The organism is Helicobacter sp. MIT 05-5293, assembly GCF_000765665.2.
Classification (GTDB): Bacteria; Campylobacterota; Campylobacteria; order Campylobacterales; family Helicobacteraceae; genus Helicobacter_C.
In genome coordinates this window covers 391140-413981 of record NZ_JROZ02000001.1, presented here as the reverse complement: position 1 = coordinate 413981, position 22842 = coordinate 391140, and the positions used below count along the sequence as shown (strand labels likewise).

The 22842-nt window shown below is 37.7% G+C and carries 19 protein-coding genes; 6 read left to right on the top strand and 13 right to left on the bottom strand.

Translation table 11 applies throughout. The features are described from left to right. Positions 1 to 3 precede the first annotated feature (3 nt). From LS68_RS02125 to LS68_RS02080, 10 genes are read right to left on the bottom strand one after another with little or no spacing between them, the layout of a single operon-like run. Complete coding sequence (locus LS68_RS02125) at positions 4 to 222, bottom strand: hypothetical protein (RefSeq protein WP_034370129.1); 219 nt, start codon at positions 220 to 222, stop codon at positions 4 to 6. Continuing rightward, positions 194 to 3223 (bottom strand): transcription-repair coupling factor, encoded by a 3030-nt coding sequence (gene mfd / locus LS68_RS02120; protein WP_034370126.1) that lies wholly within the window; start codon positions 3221 to 3223, stop codon positions 194 to 196. Before mfd ends, LS68_RS02125 begins: the two co-directional genes overlap by 29 nt. Positions 3224 to 3241: 18 nt before the next feature. Beyond that, entirely contained in the window at positions 3242 to 3667 is a 426-nt protein-coding gene (locus tag LS68_RS02115; RefSeq protein WP_034370124.1) for a polymer-forming cytoskeletal protein, read from the bottom strand. Further along, positions 3625 to 4530 carry a M23 family metallopeptidase gene (locus tag LS68_RS02110; RefSeq protein WP_034371124.1) on the bottom strand — a complete coding sequence of 302 codons (906 nt, stop codon included), beginning with the start codon at positions 4528 to 4530 and terminating at the stop codon, positions 3625 to 3627. Before LS68_RS02110 ends, LS68_RS02115 begins: the two co-directional genes overlap by 43 nt. A 27-nt stretch (positions 4531 to 4557) precedes the next feature. Next, the gene (locus LS68_RS02105; RefSeq protein ID WP_241993647.1) at positions 4558 to 5454 is read right to left on the bottom strand and encodes a M23 family metallopeptidase; all 897 of its coding nucleotides are present in this window, start codon (positions 5452 to 5454) and stop codon (positions 4558 to 4560) included. After that, positions 5445 to 6635: a Mur ligase family protein gene (locus LS68_RS02100; protein WP_034370121.1), complete on the bottom strand. Its 1191-nt coding sequence runs from the start codon at positions 6633 to 6635 to the stop codon at positions 5445 to 5447. The genes LS68_RS02105 and LS68_RS02100 overlap by 10 nt, the downstream gene beginning before the upstream one ends. Next, positions 6629 to 7675, bottom strand: a complete 1047-nt coding sequence (locus tag LS68_RS02095) for a hypothetical protein (protein ID WP_034370118.1) — start codon at positions 7673 to 7675, stop codon at positions 6629 to 6631. Before LS68_RS02095 ends, LS68_RS02100 begins: the two co-directional genes overlap by 7 nt. Next, complete coding sequence (lptE, locus tag LS68_RS02090) at positions 7675 to 8178, bottom strand: LPS assembly lipoprotein LptE (protein WP_052100206.1); 504 nt, start codon at positions 8176 to 8178, stop codon at positions 7675 to 7677. Before lptE ends, LS68_RS02095 begins: the two co-directional genes overlap by 1 nt. A 1-nt stretch (position 8179) precedes the next feature. Continuing rightward, the gene (gene leuS / locus LS68_RS02085) at positions 8180 to 10717 is read right to left on the bottom strand and encodes a leucine--tRNA ligase (protein ID WP_052100205.1); all 2538 of its coding nucleotides are present in this window, start codon (positions 10715 to 10717) and stop codon (positions 8180 to 8182) included. A 52-nt stretch (positions 10718 to 10769) separates the two neighbouring features. Beyond that, the gene (locus LS68_RS02080; RefSeq protein WP_034370116.1) at positions 10770 to 11012 is read right to left on the bottom strand and encodes a DUF3781 domain-containing protein; all 243 of its coding nucleotides are present in this window, start codon (positions 11010 to 11012) and stop codon (positions 10770 to 10772) included. 253 nt (positions 11013 to 11265) lie between these two features. Here LS68_RS02080 and flhA point away from each other — a divergent pair, with 253 nt between their 5' ends. Genes flhA through LS68_RS02050 form a run of 6 tightly spaced genes read left to right on the top strand, consistent with a single transcriptional unit; the run spans position 11266 to position 18095 of the window. Then, positions 11266 to 13479, top strand: coding sequence for a flagellar biosynthesis protein FlhA (flhA, locus tag LS68_RS02075; RefSeq protein WP_034370113.1), 2214 nt, complete (start codon positions 11266 to 11268; stop codon positions 13477 to 13479). Between the two features lie 8 nt (positions 13480 to 13487). After that, a complete protein-coding gene (locus tag LS68_RS02070; protein ID WP_034370110.1) occupies positions 13488 to 14597 on the top strand; it encodes a phosphoesterase in 1110 nt (369 codons plus the stop codon). Beyond that, the gene (locus tag LS68_RS02065) at positions 14594 to 14866 is read left to right on the top strand and encodes a hypothetical protein (protein ID WP_034370107.1); all 273 of its coding nucleotides are present in this window, start codon (positions 14594 to 14596) and stop codon (positions 14864 to 14866) included. The genes LS68_RS02070 and LS68_RS02065 overlap by 4 nt, the downstream gene beginning before the upstream one ends. Beyond that, positions 14817 to 15509: a phosphoribosylglycinamide formyltransferase gene (purN, locus tag LS68_RS02060; RefSeq protein ID WP_347232415.1), complete on the top strand. Its 693-nt coding sequence runs from the start codon at positions 14817 to 14819 to the stop codon at positions 15507 to 15509. Before LS68_RS02065 ends, purN begins: the two co-directional genes overlap by 50 nt. Continuing rightward, entirely contained in the window at positions 15509 to 16693 is a 1185-nt protein-coding gene (locus tag LS68_RS02055) for a cation:proton antiporter (RefSeq protein WP_034370105.1), read from the top strand. Before purN ends, LS68_RS02055 begins: the two co-directional genes overlap by 1 nt. Before the next feature lie 22 nt (positions 16694 to 16715). Then, complete coding sequence (locus LS68_RS02050; protein ID WP_052100204.1) at positions 16716 to 18095, top strand: sodium-dependent transporter; 1380 nt, start codon at positions 16716 to 16718, stop codon at positions 18093 to 18095. Between the two features lie 89 nt (positions 18096 to 18184). On the opposite strand, the gene LS68_RS02045 is transcribed toward LS68_RS02050, so the two are convergent. The 3 genes from LS68_RS02045 to LS68_RS02035 form a co-directional block, all read right to left on the bottom strand. Next, positions 18185 to 18958 carry a M15 family metallopeptidase gene (locus LS68_RS02045; protein WP_081950893.1) on the bottom strand — a complete coding sequence of 258 codons (774 nt, stop codon included), beginning with the start codon at positions 18956 to 18958 and terminating at the stop codon, positions 18185 to 18187. A 70-nt stretch (positions 18959 to 19028) separates the two neighbouring features. Beyond that, positions 19029 to 22103: an efflux RND transporter permease subunit gene (locus tag LS68_RS02040; protein ID WP_034370101.1), complete on the bottom strand. Its 3075-nt coding sequence runs from the start codon at positions 22101 to 22103 to the stop codon at positions 19029 to 19031. Continuing rightward, complete coding sequence (locus LS68_RS02035; RefSeq protein ID WP_034371104.1) at positions 22103 to 22798, bottom strand: efflux RND transporter periplasmic adaptor subunit; 696 nt, start codon at positions 22796 to 22798, stop codon at positions 22103 to 22105. Before LS68_RS02035 ends, LS68_RS02040 begins: the two co-directional genes overlap by 1 nt. Positions 22799 to 22842 lie beyond the last annotated feature (44 nt).

The window sequence follows — 22842 nt, the reverse complement described above, 5'->3', positions numbered from 1 at the left end:
TCATCATTTAAAATTCTCAAGTTTCTTGCAGGATTCTGTCTTTTGCTCAAAATGGCATTCTCTTTGTAATCGTTCAAATTCTTTCAGTGTCTCTTGCTTTTCTTGCCTGTATTGCTTCATTTGAAAATGATTAGCAACATACATCACCACACAAATGAATAAAATCAGAATGACATCAATTGCACGAAGGTTTTTAAGCCTTTGACATACTCGACAAGCCATGAGTTACCTCCTTAGATTTTTGACGCAAAAATACCATAATCGTATTCATCACATCGTCCCAATCCTTGCTGGGTGCATAAAGACTTTCTTTAGTCATATCTTCATAGGTAATCGTAATATTTTGACCATATTGACTAAGCTGCTTTAATCCTAAAGCATTTGCCAATACTTTAATGCGTATCAACTCCATAAACGCTAAACTCGTTGGGTCAAGTTTGCCAAAGCGATCAAAAATTTCAGATTCAATATCAGAAACCTCGCTCAACTCCTTGCAAAGTGATAGCCTACGATAAAGCTCCAAACGCAACTGATCACTGGGTATAAGCTCTGGATTGAGATAAGCATTGAGATTTAGTTTCAAATCGCACTGCGTCTTCTGTATGTTGCCTTTTCCGCTCAAATAATTAATACACTCTTCAAGCATTCGCAAATACAAACCATAGCCAATATTTTTGATATGTCCGCTTTGTGCTTCACCAAGCAGATTCCCACCACCACGAATCTCTAAATCATAATATGCTAGATTCTCACCACTTCCTAGATAAGAATTTTTCTCTAACGCCATAAGCCTCTTTTTTGCCTCTGGCGTGATAGAATCCATATTTTCCACCAAAAAATAACAAAATCCCTCTTTATTACTGCGCCCTACTCGTCCCCGCAATTGGTGCAAATCTGCAATACCGAATCTGTCTGAACCTGCTACAATGATTGTGTTGGCATTAGGGAGATGAATGCCCGATTCAACAATGCTTGTGCAAAGCAGCAAATTGTAAGCATTATTAGCAAAATCAATCATAATGCTTTCACTTTCGGCATTATCGATTTGAGAGTGCAAAATGGCGATTTTTAAATGTGGCAAGAGCCTTAGAATCTCATCTTTTTTCTTTTGAATACTTGCGATATTGTTATGAATATAAAAGACCTGTCCGCCTCTACGAATTTCACGCAAAATCACTTCCTTGAGCAAAGCATCTGTGCTGACTTTGACTAAAGTGCGCACGGGGATTCTGTCTATTGGTGGTGTGCGCAAAGAACTCATGGATTTGATTTGAGAAAGTGCCATATTAAGTGTTCGCGGGATTGGTGTCGCACTCATTGAAAGCAAGTGCGTGTGGGCGCAAAGCTCTTTAATCTTTTCTTTTTGTTTGACGCCAAATTTATGCTCTTCATCAACAACAATCAATCCTAGCGCATTAAATTCCATACCAAAAAGTATATGCGTCCCTACAACGACATCAATGTCGCCAGCTTTGAGCAATTCCTGCAAGGATTTCTTTTCTTTTGTGCTTAAGAATCTATCGCATCGCGCCACCTTGACACCAAAAGATTCTAAACGTTGCTTAAGTGAATGAAAATGTTGTGAAGCCAAAAGTGTAGTAGGCACAATCATAGCAGATTGATAGCCCGAAAGATAAGTCGCATAAATCGCATTCATCGCTACTTCTGTTTTCCCAAAGCCCACATCACCGCTTAACAGACGATCCATCACTTTTCCTGAATGTAAATCAGCAAAAATCTCTTCAATACTACGCTGCTGATCGGCTGTCAGCACAAAATCACAAGCATTTTGAAAATTCGGAAGTTTGGGGTCATTCGTATCAATCTTAATCCCCTCAAGCAAATTGCGTTTAGCCGCAAGCTCAATGATGCCTTGTGCGATTTCTAAAAGCTTTGTGCGAACTTTTTGTTTGAGTTTTGCAAAACTACCCTTGCCCAATCGATCAATCATTGGCAAATATCCAGAATCTGCCACATAACGATCAATCATATTGAGATTTTCAACTGGGAGCAAAAGCTTGTCTTCTCCTTGATAGGCGATTTGGATAAAGTCTCTCACAACTCCTGCGACACTTGTCTGCTTGATACCCTCAAATACTCCTACACCATAATCAATATGCACGACATATTCTCCCAATGCAATTTCATTGAGTTTCAATTTGGGTTTTTTGTGTTTGTGCTTTGTGTTTAGGGTGTTAAGCGAGACAATCAATTCATCGGGAGTAATCAGATTCACTACGCTATCGCATATTTTGATATTGACTTTATGTGTGTCAATCTGCAAATCTTTAAGGGCAATCCCATTATGACTAAGAATTGTAATGTGTCGCTGATGATGCACACTTATCATTGAAAGCAAATTTGCGCGTTGAAAGACAATATCCTCATATCCTTCCTGCCTTTCACACACATCAAATTGCAAGATAGTCTCAAGACTTAGGGCATTTTCCATTGTGCTAAGACTATAAATTTCTTGCGCTTCTTCCTTTGCTTGCAAGGTTAGCAAGGGTTTTAAAAAAGAAGTCAAAAATGCTGCCTTATCGCCCAAAAGCCAAAAACCAAAAGATGCAATATTTTTATCAAATCCCTCAAAATCACTTTCTTGAATCTCATTCTCTAGCCGACTGCTTTCTTGTGCATCAAGAGCAAAAAGTGCGGGTATAATCTCGATTTCTTGCAATTCTGCGGGGTTGCTCATTTGTGTTTGCGTATCAAACACACGAATGCTCTCTACCTCATCATCAAAAAACACGATACGATGCGGCATTGGAGCATTTGGCATAAAAATATCTACAATATCTCCACGAAAACTTACCTCTCCCTCTAGCTCCACAACCTCCACGCATTCATAACCATATTGCAGAATCCGATCTTTAAAAGAATGATAAGAGATAGATTGAGAATGTTTTAAGACAAAACTTTGCAGAATCTGATCTTTAGGTAAAGGATATAAAACGCTCGAAATAGGAGCGACAAGCACCTTAGGAGAAGAAGAACGATAAAATGAACGCAAAACATCAAGCGAAGATAAAAACTCTTCACGAAACGAGCGCAAATCATCGCCATAATGAAACCGAAGCTCCGATAATAAAAAAGGCTTAAACTCATCAAAGAGCTTTAAAACCTCATAAGCATCTTGAGCTTCTTTAGAATCTTTTGTCAAGATAAGCTCGTAAGGAAAGCCACCTTGCTTGAAAAGCCTATACAAACAAGATTGTATCAAGTGCTTTTCTCGCGGATATTATTTATCTTTTTTTGAGAGATCTAAACTGCCAACATCAACTTTTTCTACTTTATTCTTAGAATCTTTGATTTTGCTTTCACCGACAAAGAGACCTTTGCGCTCAATCACAAATTCATTTGTTGCTACCGTTCCTTCAACTCTTCCTTGAGGTTTGATTTCTAAAATACTTGATGAGATATTTCCTACAAAACGACCGCTAACAATCAAAGAATTTGTCTGAATCTCACCACGCACTATGCCGCTTTTACCTATCATCACGGTATCTTTAGAATTAATATTACCCTCAAATTCCCCATCAATGTGAAGACGACAATCTGTGTTAATCTCGCCCTTGATTCTTGTGCCTTGTGCGATGATTGTCGCAGCACCTCCTGAAGAATTTACTCCATCAAACTGTTTATTGTCGCTAACAAAGATTGCCATGCTATACTCCTTTCTTTTGTAAAGATTGAATCAAAATCACTCATCGTCCATTCCATAAAGTTTTTTGGATTGATGACATTACCCAAAAATCTTACTTCATAATGCAAATGAGGTCCTGTGCTTTGACCCGTATTTCCACTATAAGCGATAAGCTGCCCACGCTTAACAAACATACCCTTTTTAACAACAATCTTGTTAAGATGCGCATAGTAAGTCATAAAACCTAATGAATGATCGACTTTTACTAAATTTCCATATCCCCCTGTAGAAAAACCTGCTGCATTGACGACACCATCAGCAGTCGCATATACAGGTGTCCCTATCTCGGTAGCAAAATCAACGCCCGTATGGAGATGTCTTGTAAAGAAAAGCGGATGCACACGGTAGCCATAATCAGCAGAGATGCGATTATAACGTTTCATTGGATAACCATTAGGGACAAATTTCATTACAAAAGCCCTTTGAGTACCTGTAAGTGATGCGACATCAATACGATGTTCAAGGCTTGACTCTTCTCTCTCCAATTCATGGTTATCTAATGTAACACCAATAATATGTTCCAAATCACCTACACGATCATCGACTTGAGAGATTTCTTCAATCCTTTGCTCAATCTGTTCGTTTAGTGCTTCATTTTTTGCAAGCATTCTTTCATATTTTTTCGCAATCATTTCATTTAAAACAGACATTTTGCGAATCTCTGCCCCTAAAGTTTTGATTGAAACAATCCCAAAAATCACCAAAGTAACGATAAAAACAACCACATACAGACTGACTTGCTTAAATATCGCATGGACATTTAAATACCTTGACCCATTTTGGTCAGTTATCATTAATATAAGACGACTATCCCCAGAACGCATCACAAACCAATCATTACCGAGCTAAATTTAATAGTTTTTAAGATGCTCATCAGTTTGATAACTTACACGATAATTTTTTAGCTGGATAATATCATCAAGCGCCCAAACCAAACTTTTCCAATCAATGGCACTATTTACTCCCACCACTTGAACAAAATTATCGCTATTCCAATCTGTGTAACTTGCCACTTCAAGCGAAGAATCTAAAAAACGCAAATCATAATACAAGCTTGCATTACCATTTGCATTACCACTATAACCAATTACTTGTCCTTTTGTTACAAAATCACCCTTTTGAACCACTACTTTACGCAACCGCCCGTAGTTTGAGATAAAGCCATAAGAATGTTGAATCTGGACATAATTATTTTCAGAAGCAACAGCCCGCACAGAATCAATAATGCCATTAGCCGTAGCATAAACAGGTGTTACCCTCTCAAGAGTATAGTTACAACTCGTAGCATGTTTGCTAGATAAATCGCGTGAAGCAAAATCATCTACAGGATTGCCATTAGGGATAATTTTAAGAATCATATCTTTTTGCAAAGGTGTAAGAGCATCTAAATCAATGGCTTGATTATTAAACAATTCATTACCTCGCTCTTTGATGTTTGCGATTGTCTCTAATTCATTTACCTTACTACTGACTTTCAATAATTCATTTGTCTTATAATCAATATTGCGTTCTAATTCACTATTTTTTTCATAAATACTTTGGAAGTTTTCTCTAGCTTGATTATTATTTTGGAGAATCTTATCAAGTTCATTGATTAAAAATTGTGCAGTTACAAAATATAAAATAATAATTGAAATAAACCCGATACATGCAAATAATAATATCCTCTGCACTAAACGATGAATGTCAAATTGTCTTGAACCATTATCATCAATAATAGAAATTGTTAGTTTATCTTTTATTTCCACTTTGTATTCCTTGTTTCTTGGTATTTCTTCAAAAACTCTTGCACTACGCTAAAAGAGCCAAAAACTAAATAACTTTCATCATCTCTCATCTTTTTAATACAAAACTCTCCATAATCAATCTTGTATTTTTCAAGAATCTTGGTGATTTCATATCGAGGACAAATGCGAAAATTTTCTACAGATATTATTAAAACTTTCTTAATAATTGGTAAAAGTTCCCTTAAGATTGCTTCAATATTCTTTTCCCTGTAGCTATTATACACTAAAATCACCGATTTTTCCCTAAATTTAGCCCTTATTGCCCTTGCTCCATCAATATTATGCCCCACATCAACGATAATGCGGGGGGTAATCATCTCAAAACGCCCACGCAATGACAGCTTTTTAAGATTCTCAAAATCAAATTTCATTCCAAAAAAATGCAAAACTTCAATCGCACTACAAAGATTGTCTTGCAAAAAAGTCGGCAAATCATACCTTTGGACATACTCTTGAAAGGCTAAATCCGCATAATGCTGTTTCCCTAAAACCTTACGCATTGATGCTCCTTTTTCTTGCGCAATCTCATACGCAATGCGATACACTCTATCATCATATTGTTGCGCTAAAATCACATTTTGACCCATTGCACGAAACTTTGTTTGAGCAATTTGTTCAATACTCTCTCCTAAGATTTCTTGATGATCTGTGCCAATCAATGTAAAAACACTCACATCAGATTCTACGACACTTGTCGAATCAAATTCGCCACCAAGCCCTGCCTCAAATACCAAATACTCACATTCACGCGCAAGAATCAAAGCTAGAAAAGTCGCATATTCAAAATAACTTGCCTGATGCACAATATCAAATTGCCACAACTCTTGATGTGCTTGCTCCAATTGCCACGCGTCAATTTCTTTGCCATTGCAATAAAATCGCTCTGTAAAATCAAAAAGATGCGGGGAGCTAAAATGCAAAACCTTTTTATGATGCTGCTCCAATCCCATTGCAATAAAACGCCCTGTGCTTCCCTTGCCATTTGTGCCAATCAAATGAATGATGCGACACTTCAGATTCAAATAAGGTTTGAGAAAATCATAAATCCTTTTTGCGCGCAAAGGATCAAAAGGCGCATATTCTTCTCCTTTTGAAATAAGCCATTCTTGGAGAGCTGGTGGGGTTTTTTCGTGCTTTAGCATAATTCTTTACGCAATTCTTCGCTCATTTTTTCAAAACTTTCAAAATTTTTGCGTTGCAAAATCTTAATACTGAATCGAAAACTAAACATCACACCCTTATAAGAAAATTTTTGAGCTTGGAGCTGTTGTTGAATGGGTGTGATTTTATCCAATAACTCGGCATCGGTCGTGAATGGGAATAAAAATGCAAATCGATTGCCTTGATGTTTAAGTAAAATGCTCTCACCAAGTTTTTGCACACACATGGTTTTAAGAATCTTGATTGCTTTTTCCTGCGCATCGACATATTCAAAAAATGAGCTATCTTGTGAATCTTGATAATCCACTTGAAAAATCACTACACAATAAGTTTGTGTCTTCGATTCGCACGCAGAAAGATTCTCTGAAATTTCAGAATCAAGCTTTTGCTCACTTAAAGTTTGGGGAGAAAAAAGATTTAATTGTGTTTCCAAATACTCAAGCATACGCAAATCAGTCAAGCTTTCAGGGTGCATCGCAAGATTAGCAAGAATCTTAGAAGTATCTTTGTTTGCGACTTTATGAAACCCAGAAATGCGCAAACTTTTGACAATAATCCCTACGATTTTTTTTAGCACATTCGTATGCAGTTGAGACTTTCGAAAAGCCTCCCAATACCGATAAAGCCTTTGTGTTGCCTTGGAGCTGTTGAGTGCATTTTGTTTAAACAGCACATGGTATCGATTTTTCGCACTTGCTGAAAGCACATCTGTAATAGCACTTAATAATACTTGAGATAAAGCTTTAAGATAATGCTCATGCCTTGTTATGTCAGATTCTTTATGTTCTTTAAGAATCTTAGCAAGTGTCTCAATAAATTCATTAGGATTTTTGGCATTTTTTAGTCGATTCTGTGTGTCTTTGTCAAATTTTTTAAGCCACGATAAACGCCAATCAAATTCTTTCTCACCTTCAGCTTTTGCGACTTCATAAAATGCTTCAAAATACGCATTAGGTGTCGGTGGTGTATTTTTAAGTCGTAACTTTTCCAAAGCCTTTTGAGAAATTTTGCGAACACCCATTAATAAAATTCTCCATAATAAGCAACTTGTGAAATAAATTTATCCAAAGCTTGAGCAGCGGCATTAGAGATAGATTCTAAACGATAATTTTCCAAAGCAACCGTAGAAGTATAATCCGCACTATAATCATAATACCCCGTATTGGTTACATCAAAGCTAACATTTGCATTGTTATGAAAATGAATATCAAGCACCACCGTTGTGCGATAAAAACTCACAAACCCATCTTGATTGTAGGCAATCGGGGATTGCGTGATAGATTGGACAATGATTTTAAAATAACTTTGAGCCTCTTCCTTTTTCATTAATTTACTATGAAATCTCTTCACAATTGCATCATTGACAGCGTCTTTAATACTTACGCTTGATTCTGGAATGAAAGCAGACACATCAATATCTACATACACTCCACCCTCAAAGATATTTTTTGTATAAGCACTTACAGGTTTATAACCACAACCTGCAAATACTATCAATACAAACCATACAATCAATACACGCATATCAAATCACAAAATTTACAAGCTTAAAAGGCACAACTATCTCTTTTTTGATATTTGCATCTTTGAGCCATTTAGCCACACTTGCGCGTGCGTTTTCTAAGATTTGTCCTTGATCTAAATCTAATGTCATTTCCACTTCTGCGCGTTTTTTACCATTAATCGTAATAGCATAAACCACACTTTGACTCTCCAAAGCCGTTTTATCCACAGGAATAGATTGAAAATTTTTGCACATAAAGTATCGCTCACTCAATTCCCAACAAATATGAGGCACAATGGGTTCTAAAATATGCAATAAAATATAATAGCCCTCACTCCACACTCGTGGATTATCTTGCTTACTCAAAGCATTAAAAGCTTCCATACTTGCAGCAATCAGCGTATTAAATGCGTAGCCACTTTGTTTCTTACTAAAAATTTCATGACTTTTTTGCAAAGCTTCATAGACTTTCTTACGCGCCTCTTTTTCTTCTTTGTTAAGACTGCAAGTTTGAGAATCTATCAATGCCGAAGCATCAGACTGGGCAAAATCAGGCAAAATATACATCGAACGATCCCACAGACGCTTTAAGAATCTAAACGAACCCTCCACAGCACTATCATTCCATTCAAGCTCTCGTGTTGGCGGTGCAGCAAATAACACAAACAACCTTGCTGTATCCGCACCATATTGAGCGACCAAACTATTAGGATCGACAACATTACCCTTACTCTTACTCATTTTTGCACCATTTTTAAGCACCATACCTTGTGTAAGAAGATTTGCAAAAGGTTCATCAATATGAATATAACCCAAATCTCGCAACACTTTTGTAAAAAATCGCGCATAAAGCAAATGCAAAATGGCATGTTCAATGCCGCCAATGTATTCATCGACATTAAGCCAATAACGCAAACTTGCCTCATCAAAGGCTTGTTTCTCCCACAATGATGGTGGCGTGCTATAACGCAAAAAATACCAGCTTGATTGCACAAAAGTATCCATTGTATCACTTTCCCTTTGCGCAGGTTTGCCACATTTTGGACAAAGACATTGCTTCCAAGCAGGGTGTTTGTCAAGAGGATTACCCTCACCATCAATATTTACATCTTCAGGCAAAACAATAGGCAGATTCTCTATTTTTTCAGGCACAATGCCACACTCTTCACAATGCACCATAGGAATAGGCGCACCCCAATATCGCTGACGAGATACGCCCCAATCACGCAAACGATAATTAATGACACCTTCTCCCCATTGTTGTTCCTCAAAATATTTAATGACTTGTTCTCTCGCCTCATCGCCGATTAATCCATTGAATCTCCCTCCTATCATTGCCCCTTCATGTATGATGGCTTTTTGTAAATCGTTATCAATACGATAAGAATCCATTCCTTGCATTTCGGGTGTAGCAAGCACGAGTTTAATAGGCAAGTGATATTTTTTAGCAAATTCAAAATCTCTTTCATCATAGGCTGGCACACTCATCACCGCCCCACTTCCATAGTCCATTAAGACAAAATTCGCCACCCATATTGGCAAACGCTCTTGCGTCAAAGGGTGAATCACAAACAGATTCAAAGGCACACCGCTTTTTTCACTCAAAGCCCTCTCTTTAATTGAGCTATTCTGCATTGCTTTAATTGCACTCAATACATCAGATTCTAAAATCCCTTTTTCACAAATTTTTTGCACAATCGGGTGTTCTGGAGCGATAGCACAATAAGTCGCGCCATAAATCGTATCGGCGCGTGTTGTAAAGACTTCAAGATGCGTGATTTGATGATCCAATTGTTCTTTAGTATGAGAATCTAGCTCGAAACGAAAATTCAAACCTCTTGACCTACCAATCCAATTTTTTTGCATAGTAATCACTTGTGTAGGCCAATGCCCCTCTAAACTCTCCAAATCTTCTAAAAGTTCGTCAGCATAATCTGTGATTTTAATATAATATTGAAACATTTGTTTTTGCACCACAGGCGTATCACAACGCCAACATTTCCCCTCAATCACTTGCTCATTAGCAAGCACGGTCTGGTCTTTAGGACACCAATTCAAATAAGCTTCTTTACGATAGATGAGACCTTTTTCCCACATTTTGATAAAAAATTCTTGCTCAAATCGTGTATAAATCGCATCACTTGTAGCAAATTCACGTTCCCTAGAAAAACTTAACCCTAAACTTTGAAGCTCTTTTCTCATTGTGTCAATATTTGCATAAGTCCAAGTTTTTGGGTGTGTTTTGTGCTTAATCGCAGCATTTTCAGCAGGCATTCCGAAAGCGTCCCAACCCATAGGGTGCAAGACATTAAAATTATTTTTACGATAATGGCGCGCTAGGGCATCACCAATACAATAATTTCTCACATGCCCCATATGAATTGCTCCACTTGGATAAGGAAACATACTCAAAATATATTTTTTAGGTTTTTGAGTATCAATACTAACAGGCTCAAAACTTCTGTGTTCTTGCCAAAATGCTTGCCATTTTGTTTCAATCATTCGCGGATTATATTCTGTATGATGCTCCACTTGCACACTTTGTCCATTTTTATCCATTTCCAAATATCCTTCCCTAATTTTATTAACTCCTAAATGACTTAAGCATCTATCAAAGCAAATACGCAGTGATAATTGTATAACTCCTAGCATTTAATGTGATTCTTACAGAATCTATTTCACAATACCAATTCTTTCCTTGCTTGTAGATTCTGCAATTTTTGTCTAGAATCTTGCTTTTACAATGACTTACAACATCACAAGCATCTAATTGGAGATTATTCCTTATCCTAGTTATCCCCAATGGAGTGGTGTGAATCTTATCTATGTTGGCTAATAATATTTCCTTATCCATAAATAAACCACCTTCAACTTGCAATCCCAATTCACTATTTGCGATTTTTGCCCTATTTAGGAAATGCAAAATGCCATTGTAGGGCAAAAAACATTAAAATACGCTCAATAATTGCTTTTGCGTCCTCTCAAATCAACATAAATTTCGCTGAAATTACAAACCTCAAAGATACAAGCAAAGTTTTACAAAAATCTTGCTAAAATAGTTTGCTAAAAATATCATAGATTTTAAAGAAATAATTTTAGGATAGAAATTGCCAGCATTAAATACATCTAAGATTCTCGATCAAACTCTGCCCTTTTTCCGTCATCTCACGCAGAGCAAAGAGATGATTGTTATATGTTTCATCATCGTTATTATCGGCATTATTATCGTGCCTTTACCCTCTGGAGTGCTTGATTTTCTTTTAAGTATTTCGATTGCCTTATCGATTTTAATCATTCTCCTCACACTTTATGTTGATAAAGCAACGGAATTTTCAGCATTCCCAACGGTTTTACTTATCGTAACACTCTATCGTCTTGCTCTCAATGTCGCTACAACGCGAATGATCCTTAGTGAAGGACATAACGGACCAGAAGCTGTGAGCAGTATCGTGGGTGCGTTTGGTAATTTTGTTGTCGGTGGAAACTATGTCATTGGGGTCATCGTCTTTACGATTCTCGTTATTGTGAATCTGATTGTTATCACCAATGGATCAACGCGTGTTACTGAAGTGCGTGCAAGATTCACACTTGATGCGATGCCGGGCAAACAAATGGCGATTGATGCAGACCTAAATGCAGGGCTTATTAACCAAGAAGAAGCGCAGAATCGGCGCGATGCCCTAGCACAAGAAGCAGATTTTTATGGCACAATGGACGGAGCGAGTAAATTCGTCAAAGGTGATGCCATTGCTTCAATCATCATCACTATTGTTAATATTATCGGTGGATTTCTCATCGGTGTTTTTCAGCATGGACTGACTGCTAAACAAAGCGCGGAAACCTTCACGATTCTCACCATTGGTGATGGATTAGTTGGACAGATTCCTGCTCTTATTGTCGCTACTGCTACAGGTATCATCACTACTCGAGCCGCTAAAAGCTCTCAAACAAACTTTGCAGGCGACATTATCACACAAATCACAAATAATGCCAAAATCCTTGTCATTGTTGGTTTTATCTTGATTCTCTTTGCACTCGTTCCGGGATTGCCTATTTCGCTAGGCTTTGTGGGCATATTCTTCTTGGGAGTAGCATGGCTTACAAGTCGCGAAGATGTAACGAGCCTATTTTCAACGATTGAAAAATGGCTTGGTAAGAAAATAGATTCTCAATCAAGCACAGCAAGTGATAAACAATCCCAAAAAACAGAAACCGACATTGCCCAACACAAAGCTCAAAAGCCTCATAAAACCGATGAAGAAATCAAAAAAGAAGAAGAAGCTTCGCTTAATGAAGCCCTTAAGATTGACACACTTGAAATCCACTTAGGATTCCAACTTATCCGTCTTGCAGATGTCAAACAAAATGGTGATTTACTCGAGCGCATTCGTGGTATGCGTAAAAAAATTGCCGCTGAATATGGTTTTCTTCTCCCGCAAGTGCGTATTAAAGACAATTTAAGCCTATCGCCTGACCACTATCGCATTTTGCTTCGTGGCGGACAAATCGGCGAAGGAAATGTCATGCCTGATAAATATCTAGCGATGAATACCGGGGGCATAGGATCGCCCATTGAGGGAATCCCCACTAAAGAACCAGCCTTTGGCTTAGACGCACTATGGATTGATGCAAAAGATCGAGAAAATGCAATTATACAAGGTTATGTGATTGTAGAACCCTCAACAATCATCACCACTCATATGACAGAGCTGATTAAACAATATGCAGAAGAATTTATTACAAAAGATGAAGTCAAAATGTTAATGACGCGTCATGCTAAAGATTATCCTGTGATCATTAGCGAAGCAGAAAAAATCCCTATGAGCACTATCCGCTATGTATTGCGAGAACTTCTTCACGAGCAAATCCCTATCAAAGATATACCTACAATCCTTGAAAGTATCACTGATACTTATCCAATTTTGCGTGATGATTTAGATGCAATGGTTGAACAAGTGCGCTCTCGCTTGTCTCTTACTATCACAGATACATTTGTCTCCGAAGATGGCACATTGAAAATCTTTACCCTCTCACTTGGCTCTGAACAATTCCTTGTCAATAAACTCAAAGAACAACCCGGTGGCAAGACTTTCATACTCTCCACAGATAATATTGAAAAGCTTGTTAATACCATTAGACAGGAAGCAGACAGGGTAAGAAAAAGTATTGTGCCTATTATTCTTGTGGATTATAAGATTCGCCGACCACTCACAAAACTTCTTGAATCTTTCAAAACAAATGTCGTAGTGCTTAGCAATGCCGAAATTGATGCTCACACACCTTTTGAGGTGATAGGCACACTTCATATTGACTTTACTTAAGGAGATTTATGCGCGTTTTTCACCTTTCTCATACAGACCTTGATGGCTACGGCTGTCAATTCATTGCCAAAGAATTTTTTGAGCATATTCATTTCTATAATGCAAATTATGGTAAGGAAGTATTGGTGCGTTTAAACACTATACTTGATCATATCACACATACGCCGGAAAGTTTGCTTGCTTCTAAATTTGGCAAAACACCTAAACATAAAAACACTTCTTCCGAAAAATTCTTGATTCTCATCACAGATCTTAATCTTACTTTAAATGAAGCGCATCATCTTCATCAACGCATTGAAGAGCTTAAAATCTCTGGTATCGATGTGGATATTTTACTTTTAGATCACCATATTAGCGGACAAGAATGTATGCAAAAATACGAATGGTATAATCTCGATTCGTCTCGATGCGCTTCCAAAATCACCTTTGATACTTTAAGTCTTCAATACCCTATGCGTGATAGCACACGCAAACTATGGATAGAGAATCTTAGCCAAATGATCAATTCCGTAGATATTTGGCTTGAAGATGGCTATCAGTTTGCTTTTGGTAAAGTCGCAATGGGCGTGATTAGCACAAGCAATGAACTTAATCGCTTTATGTTTGATGAGGAACATCGTGATTATAAATTTAAACTGATAGAATCAATGAAAGAGTTTTTAGACACACCTCATGGGGAAGTGCATTTTGATAATGCAGTTTATAGTATCAAAAAAACTGCCTTGGGTGGAAATCCCCAAACACAAACAATGGATAGCATCACATCAAATATCCAAGTGCATTTGCTCAGCTCAAAAAAGCAGCTTTGCACGATATTTTATAAAGACAAAAGAGGATTCTTAAGCTATTCAATGGGTGGAATCAGCGTATTAGCTAATCTTTTTTTACGACAAAATCCCGAATACGATTTCTATCTCGATGTCAATACCAAAGGCAATGTAAGCCTAAGAGCAAATGGTAACTGCGATGTAAGTCTCATGAGCAAAGAGCTTTTTAATGGTGGAGGGCATAAAAATGCTTCAGGCGGCAAGATTGATGGCTTTAAAGAAAGCTTTGCGTATGCAGATATAAAATCACAAGTGCAATATATTTTAGACAAAAATAAGGAGGAGCGATGAGCAATAAACATATCAATGAAGCTATTAGTGATGAATTAACCCTTGAGATGAGTCTTGAAGAAATGGCTTTAGAAGTGATTGATATGCTTTCGGTAGCATTACATTTTGCTGGGGCAAAAAAACAACATATCAAGGACTTGATTGAGCTTTATACAGAACAAATGGATATTTTTTATGCCAAGCTTCCAGAAGATGCTCCCTATGGACAAGAAGAAATGATTGGTATCATTGAATCTTTGCGTCAGAAATATCCAAAATTTTTTCGTTAGGCAGATTCTCTTGACACTCACACGCAAACTCGCCATTTTGTTTAGCGGCAATGGAAGTAATATGCAAAATCTCATCGAAACATTGCATCAAAAAGTATTTCAAGATTCTGACAAACAAAATATCAAGCTTGAAGTCGCTATTACCTTATGCAATAATCCCTCTGCGCATGGGATTAAACGCACTCAAGATTTAGGCATTCCTTGTGTCATTATCCCCCACAAGGATTTTTCTTCTCGCCTTGCATTTGATGAGGCGATGATTAAAGTTTTAGATTCTCATCATATTGATCTTTGTATTTTGGCTGGATTTATGCGGATTCTCACGCCGAGTTTCACGCAACATTTCCCTACTATCAATATTCACCCTTCCCTTTTGCCTGCCCATAAGGGTGCGCATGCTATTGCTGATACTTTTAACGCACGCGATTCTTATGGTGGTGTGAGTGTTCATTGGGTCAATGAAGAGCTTGATGGGGGAGCGTTGATCACTCAAAAGTCAGTCGCTTTAGAATCAACAGATACTTTAGAATCTTTTGAACACAAAATCCATACGCTTGAATACGAGCTTTATCCCATTGCCGTGCTTCAAGCATTGAATCTTGATGCGACATCACTACAAGATTCACCACAGGAGACTAAATAATGAATCACACGATGGAAATCGTTTCTGCATTCAGTATTTTTGCAGTGCTTATCTTATTAGCCTCTCCCATCAGTAATCTTACCAAAATCCCCCTTGTTGTCGTTGAAATGATACTAGGGGCTTTGTGCGCACATTTTTTTACCTTTTTCAATCAATCCGAAGAAGTCAAAGTCGTTTCAGAAGTGGGCTTTTTATTCTTGATGTTTTTGTGTGGCTTAGAAGTAGATATTAAATCCTTTACCAAACTTCGTAAGTCTTTTATGCTTAGAGCCTTAGCATATTTTTGCACACTTTACAGCATCACTTGCATTGTGGTTTTAAGCGCAGGTTTGTCCTATATCTATATCGCAGCATTTCCCGTAATGAGTTTAGGAATGATCGTAGCATTAATCAAAGACTATGGTAAAAATCAACCATGGCTAGATCTTGCCCTAAAAATTGGCATCATAGGTGAGCTCGTCAGTATTGCAGTATTGGTGATTATCGATGGCTCTACAAGGCATGGTATGAATACAGAACTCGGACACAAACTCATCGTCTTAGTTGTATTTTTGATTCTAGTGATTATAGCCTTCAAACTCACAAAAATCATATTTTGGTGGAAACCCTCTATCAAGCTTTTATTTCTTCCTCGAGACGACACAAACTCTCAAGATTTGCGCTTTGCAGTAATGCTGCTTTTCATTTTTGTGCTTTTAATGCTATTTTTGGATATTAAAGCAGTGCTAGGTGCATTTATCGCAGGAACAATCCTAAGCACTTTTTTCAAATACAAAGCAAAACTCCCCGAAAAACTTCATGATTTTGGATTCGGGTTTTTTGTGCCATTTTTCTTTGTTTATGTGGGTTCTACACTTGACCTCACCGCTGTTTTTACAAATATCGAAATCCTTTTTCATGCTTCCTATCTTATTTTGGGTATGTTAGCCTTGCGCATTATTTCTGCAAGTATTGTCTTTAGCCAATATTTTAAAAATGTAAAATACACACTTCTTTTTGCCTTAAGTGATTCTATGCCTTTAACATTTCTTATTGCTACTGCAACTTTAGGCAAGGGCTTAGGAGAGCTTAACGATACGATTTATGCGTCTTTCATTCTCGGTGCAATCTTAGAAGGCATTATTTTTAGCATTCTGATTAAAATCATTTACACATTTTGGAAACCAATCAAACCCAAAAAATAATCTCAACATTCAAGGATAAAAAATGCAAAAAAGACAGACATGGAGCAACACACTCACTTATGTTTTAACCGTTGCAGGAGCGACTATCGGCTTTGGTGCAACATGGAGATTCCCTTATTTAGTTGGCGAAAATGGTGGTGGGGCGTATGTGCTTGTTTTTGTTCTTGCAATGATTTTAGTAGGAATCCCGGTTATTTGTGTAGAAAATGTCATCGGTAGGCGCGCTCATAAAAACGCCATTGACGCCTTTAAGGGCGTAGCAAACACAAAGCCCATTCCAAAAATTTTTAGCCTTGTTGGCTATCTTGGAGTTTTGGGGGCATTTGGGATTATGGCATATTATATGGTGCTAGGCGGCTGGGTCATTACCTATATCATTAATATTTTAAACGGGAATCTGAATCTCTCCTCGCCGATTGATAAAGAAATCGCTTCACATTTTTATCACACACAGATTGAACATAACCCTATAATGATTAGTATTTGGACAATGCTTTTTGTTAGCATTAACTGGTTTATCCTCAAAAAAGGTGTGATTAATGGTATTGAGCGCAGTATGAAATACCTTATGCCCTTGCTGCTTATTTGCCTTATCATTATGGTTATTCGGAATCTCACACTACCCAATGCAATGGAGGGGGTGAGATTCTATCTGATGCCTGATTTTAGCAAAATCACTCCTAAACTCTTTATTGATGTATTAGGGCAAGTCTTTTTTGCGCTCTCACTTGGATTTGGCGTGATGATCACACTTTCTTCTTATCTCAAAAAATCAGAAAATATGATCAAAACCGCTATCACAACAGGTATTCTTAACACACTCATCGCACTTTTGGCAGGACTTATGATTTTCCCCTCACTCTTTAGCTTTGACCTTGAGCCCACACAAGGCTCGAGTCTTGTTTTTCAAGCTCTCCCTATTGTATTTTCACATATTTATTTAGGTAATGTCTTAGCCATTGTATTTTTTGTCCTACTTCTCACGGCTGCTCTGACAACTTCACTGCCTATTTATGAGGTTATCATTACAGCTCTGAATGAAAAATTCAATATCCCACGCACAACAGCAATCAATATCACATTAGGTGTTATTTTTGTTTTAGGTAATATCCCTTGTATCCTTAGCGAAGAAGTTTTTAATCAATTTGACTTCATCAGTGGCAATATTCTTTTCGTGCTGACCTCTTTAGGCACACTGCTTTTTGTAGGCTGGGTGCTTAAAAATGAAGCGATACAAGAGTTAAGCAATAACGGCTCACTTGCCCCCAAACTCACTAAAGTATGGTTTTATTATGTGAAATTTATCCTGCCTTTTATTATTTTGCTCATTTTTATTAATGGCACTTTCCCTAAAATACTTAGTTATGAAAAAATAACGCGATTTTTACCATTCTTTTCATAAGCGAAATAAGATTAAAAGATTCTAGCCCGATTCTTTGCAAACACAAAACACAGAATCTTGTAAATCAACTAAGATTCTGTGTTTCACGCTTATCGGGAGGCATTGTAATTTTTTGCAAAACAAATAATCTCTGGACGATACTCAAAGTGCATCGTATCGTAATGCCACCAACGCCCACCCCACACAAAGCCTTCCTCCTCAAAAATTTGAACAATCTCTAAAGGGATTTGATTCTCATAACGATATTGTTTGCGCTCTTTAATATCCCAAAGCCAATATTGAGAATATTGTGTGTTAATATCAAGTGCGATACCAAAACTATGAGGAGAAAGATTCGGAGAATCTGCAATATTACGCCAATAAAAAGCATCTTGATCTTTGAGAAATTGAAAATATGTCGGGGGAAGATTCTCAAGCTTTTCAATCACTCTCTTAAATGCTTCACTTGCACCATTACGAGAGCTTACATAAATATAGCTTTGATCAATCCACTCACTAAGCCATGGAATCTTGACGAGATTCGAAGCGACTTCATCTTCTGTGTCTCCGTAAATCGATTTATAAAATTCCAAATGTCGTATCCTCGAAGTATCTTTATCACGTTCCACAATAGAGCCATGAAAAGGATAGGGAACTTCAAAGGCATTGTGCATATCGGGATTAAGAACCTTTTCTTCATAGGTCTTTTTGATACCATCATTCCATACAAACACTCTTCCATCATGCAAAATGACTTGATTATCCTCAATGGATTTGATTTGAGGATAATATTTTTTGAGGCATTCTTGAGCGATTCTATCCCTATCTATCCCCATAGCCTGCACACATAAAATACATAAAAATACCAAAACCGCTGATCTCATATTTACTCTCAAGCAAAAAATGAACCTTAAAGGCTTAGGGTATTTTACAACTTTTATGCACTTTTATTTCTTAGAATTTATCCTCCGCTTTAGGCTTATAGAATTTTTGTAGCCAATCATCTAAAGGCGCAAGGAATCGATAAATAGCAGGCACGATAAGCAAACTAAGAAACATTGAGAAAAGCAATCCGCCGATAATGACGATACCCATTGGTGATTTCATTCCCGAACCTGCTCCTGTTGAGATTGCAAGAGGAATCATTCCAAACACCATAGCAATTGTTGTCATCAGAATCGGACGCAGACGCGAACCTCCCGCAAGGATCAATGCTTCATCTGTCGAATGACCTTCTTTGCGCTTTTCATTAGCAACATCAATTAATAAGGTAGCATTTTTTCCTACCAATCCCATAAGAATCATAAGCCCCATTAACGAAAACATACTGAAAGGTTGCTGCACGATAAATAATGCGATAAACGCACCAGAGAAACTGAAAGGTAAGGTCATCATAATCACAACAGGTTGCAAGAATGATTCATACAAAGCAGCGAGAATCAAATAAATCAATACAATAGCTGTTAAAACTGCCACAAGAAAAGCCATTGTCATCTCTTCAGCATGTTCGGCTTCTCCCTGCAAACGATAAGTTGTCCCGGGTTCAAGCCATTGGTCCTTTTTATCAGCAGTAACTCGCATCATATCTCCCAAAGAAATACCAGAATCTTTGATGGGATACGCATACACGGTAACGCTTCGCTGCCGATCAAAACGCGAAATCACTGAAGGAGCAGTTGTCGTTTCTATATCAACCAATCCTTCAACAAACATCAATTCCCCACGACTATTCTTGACTTGCAATTTCTTAATGTCATTCAGTGAGATTCTCTCATCATCAGGCACACGGATTGTAATATCATATTCTTTGCCCCGTTCTTTATAATATCCTATTGCCGCCTCACCAGAAAATGCCCCTCGCACGACATTTCCAATCTCTTGCGCACTCACACCATATCGATCAGCATTTGCACGAAGCACTCTAAGACGATACTCGGGCAAATCATCTGATGTATTAAGGTGGATATTGGTTACCTTACCTGCCAAAATTGGATCAGTGTTTAAAAGATTAATCAAGTTATCTTTAGTCTTTTTGAGCACTGCATCATTAGGGGCAAGAATAGCGACTTGATAAGGCGAATCATCTCCTCCACCAAAATCAGATACTTCAGAGGTCGAAATCACAAACCCTTTACCCGCTTCACTTGCTTTAAGCCATTCCCCTACTTCAGCCATAATCTTAAATTGTGATTGCTTACTTGCTCGCTCTTTAATAGGCTTAAGCCTCGCATAAATTTGAGCCTTAAAGATTGTTTTTTGGGTGTCATAGCCAATCTGCAAGGTTGAAAATGCAACATCTTCATGCGACATTACAATATCTTGTAGTTGATTAGTCTTTTCTTTCATTGCCTCCATACTCGTGCCCGGCTTTGTTTCCATAAAGACTTGGAATTCACTTTTATCATCGGGAATAATAAACTCCATTCCTAAGATTCCTAGCAAGACTAAAGATGAAAAAAATATGGCAATAATCCCTACAATAACCTTAATCTTATGACGCAACACCGTTTTTAAGGTAGCAATGTATGCAGATTCTAAAGCTTGAAAATAAGGCTCTGTGCGGTAATAAAATCGTGAATGCTTAGGGTTAATAACGATGGAAGAAATCATGGGGATAATTGTAATCACAACGATATAAGAAATCCCAATCGCTGCAGCTACCGTGATTCCAAAACTTTGGAAAAATCTCCCTACAATCCCACTCATACTTCCCACAGGGATAAATACAGATAAAAGCATCGCAGAAATCGCAATCAACGCAAATCCGATTTCTCTCACACCTTCATAGGCTGCTTCGCGTTTGCGCATACCTTTTTCAAGTTTTTTGTGAATATTTTCAATCACCACAATCGCATCATCAATAATAATCCCAATCGCAAGAGCTACCGCCAAAAGCGTAAGCATATTGAGTGAGAATCCAAAGAAATTCATCAACGCAAATGTCCCAAATATCGATATAGGAATACTCAACAACGATACAAACGCAATAGTCGCACTTCGTAAAAACATAAAGACAACAAACACAGCCAAAAATACGCCTAGCATCACATCAAATTCTACTGATGCAATAGAAGCACGCACATTTTGTGTAGTATCCTTAAAAGGTCTGATTTCATATTCTGGGCTAATCGCTTCGATTTGAGGCAATGCCTTCATCACTGCATCTGCAATAGCAATATCATTTGCTCCAGAAATTTTTTGCACTTCAAAAATAACACCGGGTGTTTTGTTAAATGCAGCAAAAGTCTTATCTTCCTCGATAGTGTCTTCAATGGTAGCAATATCGGCTAGTCTAATGCCTTCAGCAATACGAATATTACCCACATCACTTAAAGCAGAGCTTTGTGCATCTGTGGTTACAGCCCATTCACTCAATGTCCCAATCAGCCTTCCACCATCAATTTCAAGATTCTCTAAACCAATTTTATTGGAAATATCTGTATAAGTTATGCCGTATTTATTCAGCAATGAGGGACTAGCAAAGATTCTGATTTGTCGCTCACGATGCCCACGCATCTCGACACCACCCACGCCCGAAATTTTTTGCAAAATCGGCTTGATATTGTCCTTTGCATGTCGCATCATTTCTGAAGCTTCAACCTGATCACTCGTGAGAAAAAGTGAAATAATAGGCGCAGAAGAGCTATCAAATTTATAAACCACCGGATTCTTAATACCTGAATCAAGCTGCACCGTTCCTACTTTATCACGCACATCATTGACTGCCTCATTAAGGGGTTTTTCAAGCTCAAATTGCACAATCACAACGCTTGAATTTCTCGCAGAGCTTGAAGTGATTTTCTTCAACCCATCAATCCCCATAATCGCTTCTTCTATTTTATCTGTGAGTTTAGTTTCTACAATTTCCGCGCTTGCTCCCGGATAACTTGTAATCACAGCGACAATAGGAAAATCAATATCTGGGAATAATGCAACAGGCATTTTTTTAACACCCAAGAATCCAAAAAATAGAATCGCTAAAGCAAACATTAATGTCGCAATAGGACGAGTAATGGCAAACTTATACATTATTTTATCCTTATATATCCATCACCAAAAGTCCCAGGTATCACGCCAGATACAAGTGCTTCAGCTTTGACCTTTCGATTGGTTGTGCTAGCAGTAGGATAGATTTTAGAAATCTTTGCGCTCATCGTTTCTTTGCGTCCATCAATTGAAAAGTCAAATGTGTCTCCTACCTTGATTTTTGATACATATTTGAAATCAAATTCAAGGACGAGTTTGACCTCTTTGCTGATGACACGAAAAAGTGTCGTGCTATTTGCAGAGACCCCTTCACCTAAATCCACATCTTTAGAAGCAACAACTCCATCAAAGGGTGCTCGTAAGATTGTTTTGTTTAACATCACTCTGTGATAATTATAATCTGCCTCAAGCTTTTTAAATTCAGAGCGGTATCTGTCTAAAGTGTTTCGATCGACTGCACCACCAGAACGATTATATCTCTCGTATTGCTTTTTAGCAAAAGTATATTGATGCTCAAGAGCAATCACTTGTGCTTCTAAGTCTTGACTATAAAGTGTCAAAAGCTTATCTCCCTTATGCACTTCACTCCCCACATCGACAAAGATTTCATTCACAATACCGCTCACTGCAAGTTTTAAGTCTGCATCTTGAATCGCCTCTGCGTTAAAAATCGCATACACATCTTCAGCTTTAGCAAACGAAACAAACATCAAACAAACCAACACGACTCGAAACATCTTTTTCACGCTCTATCCTTTTTCTTCAAATCTTTGCTTCAAAC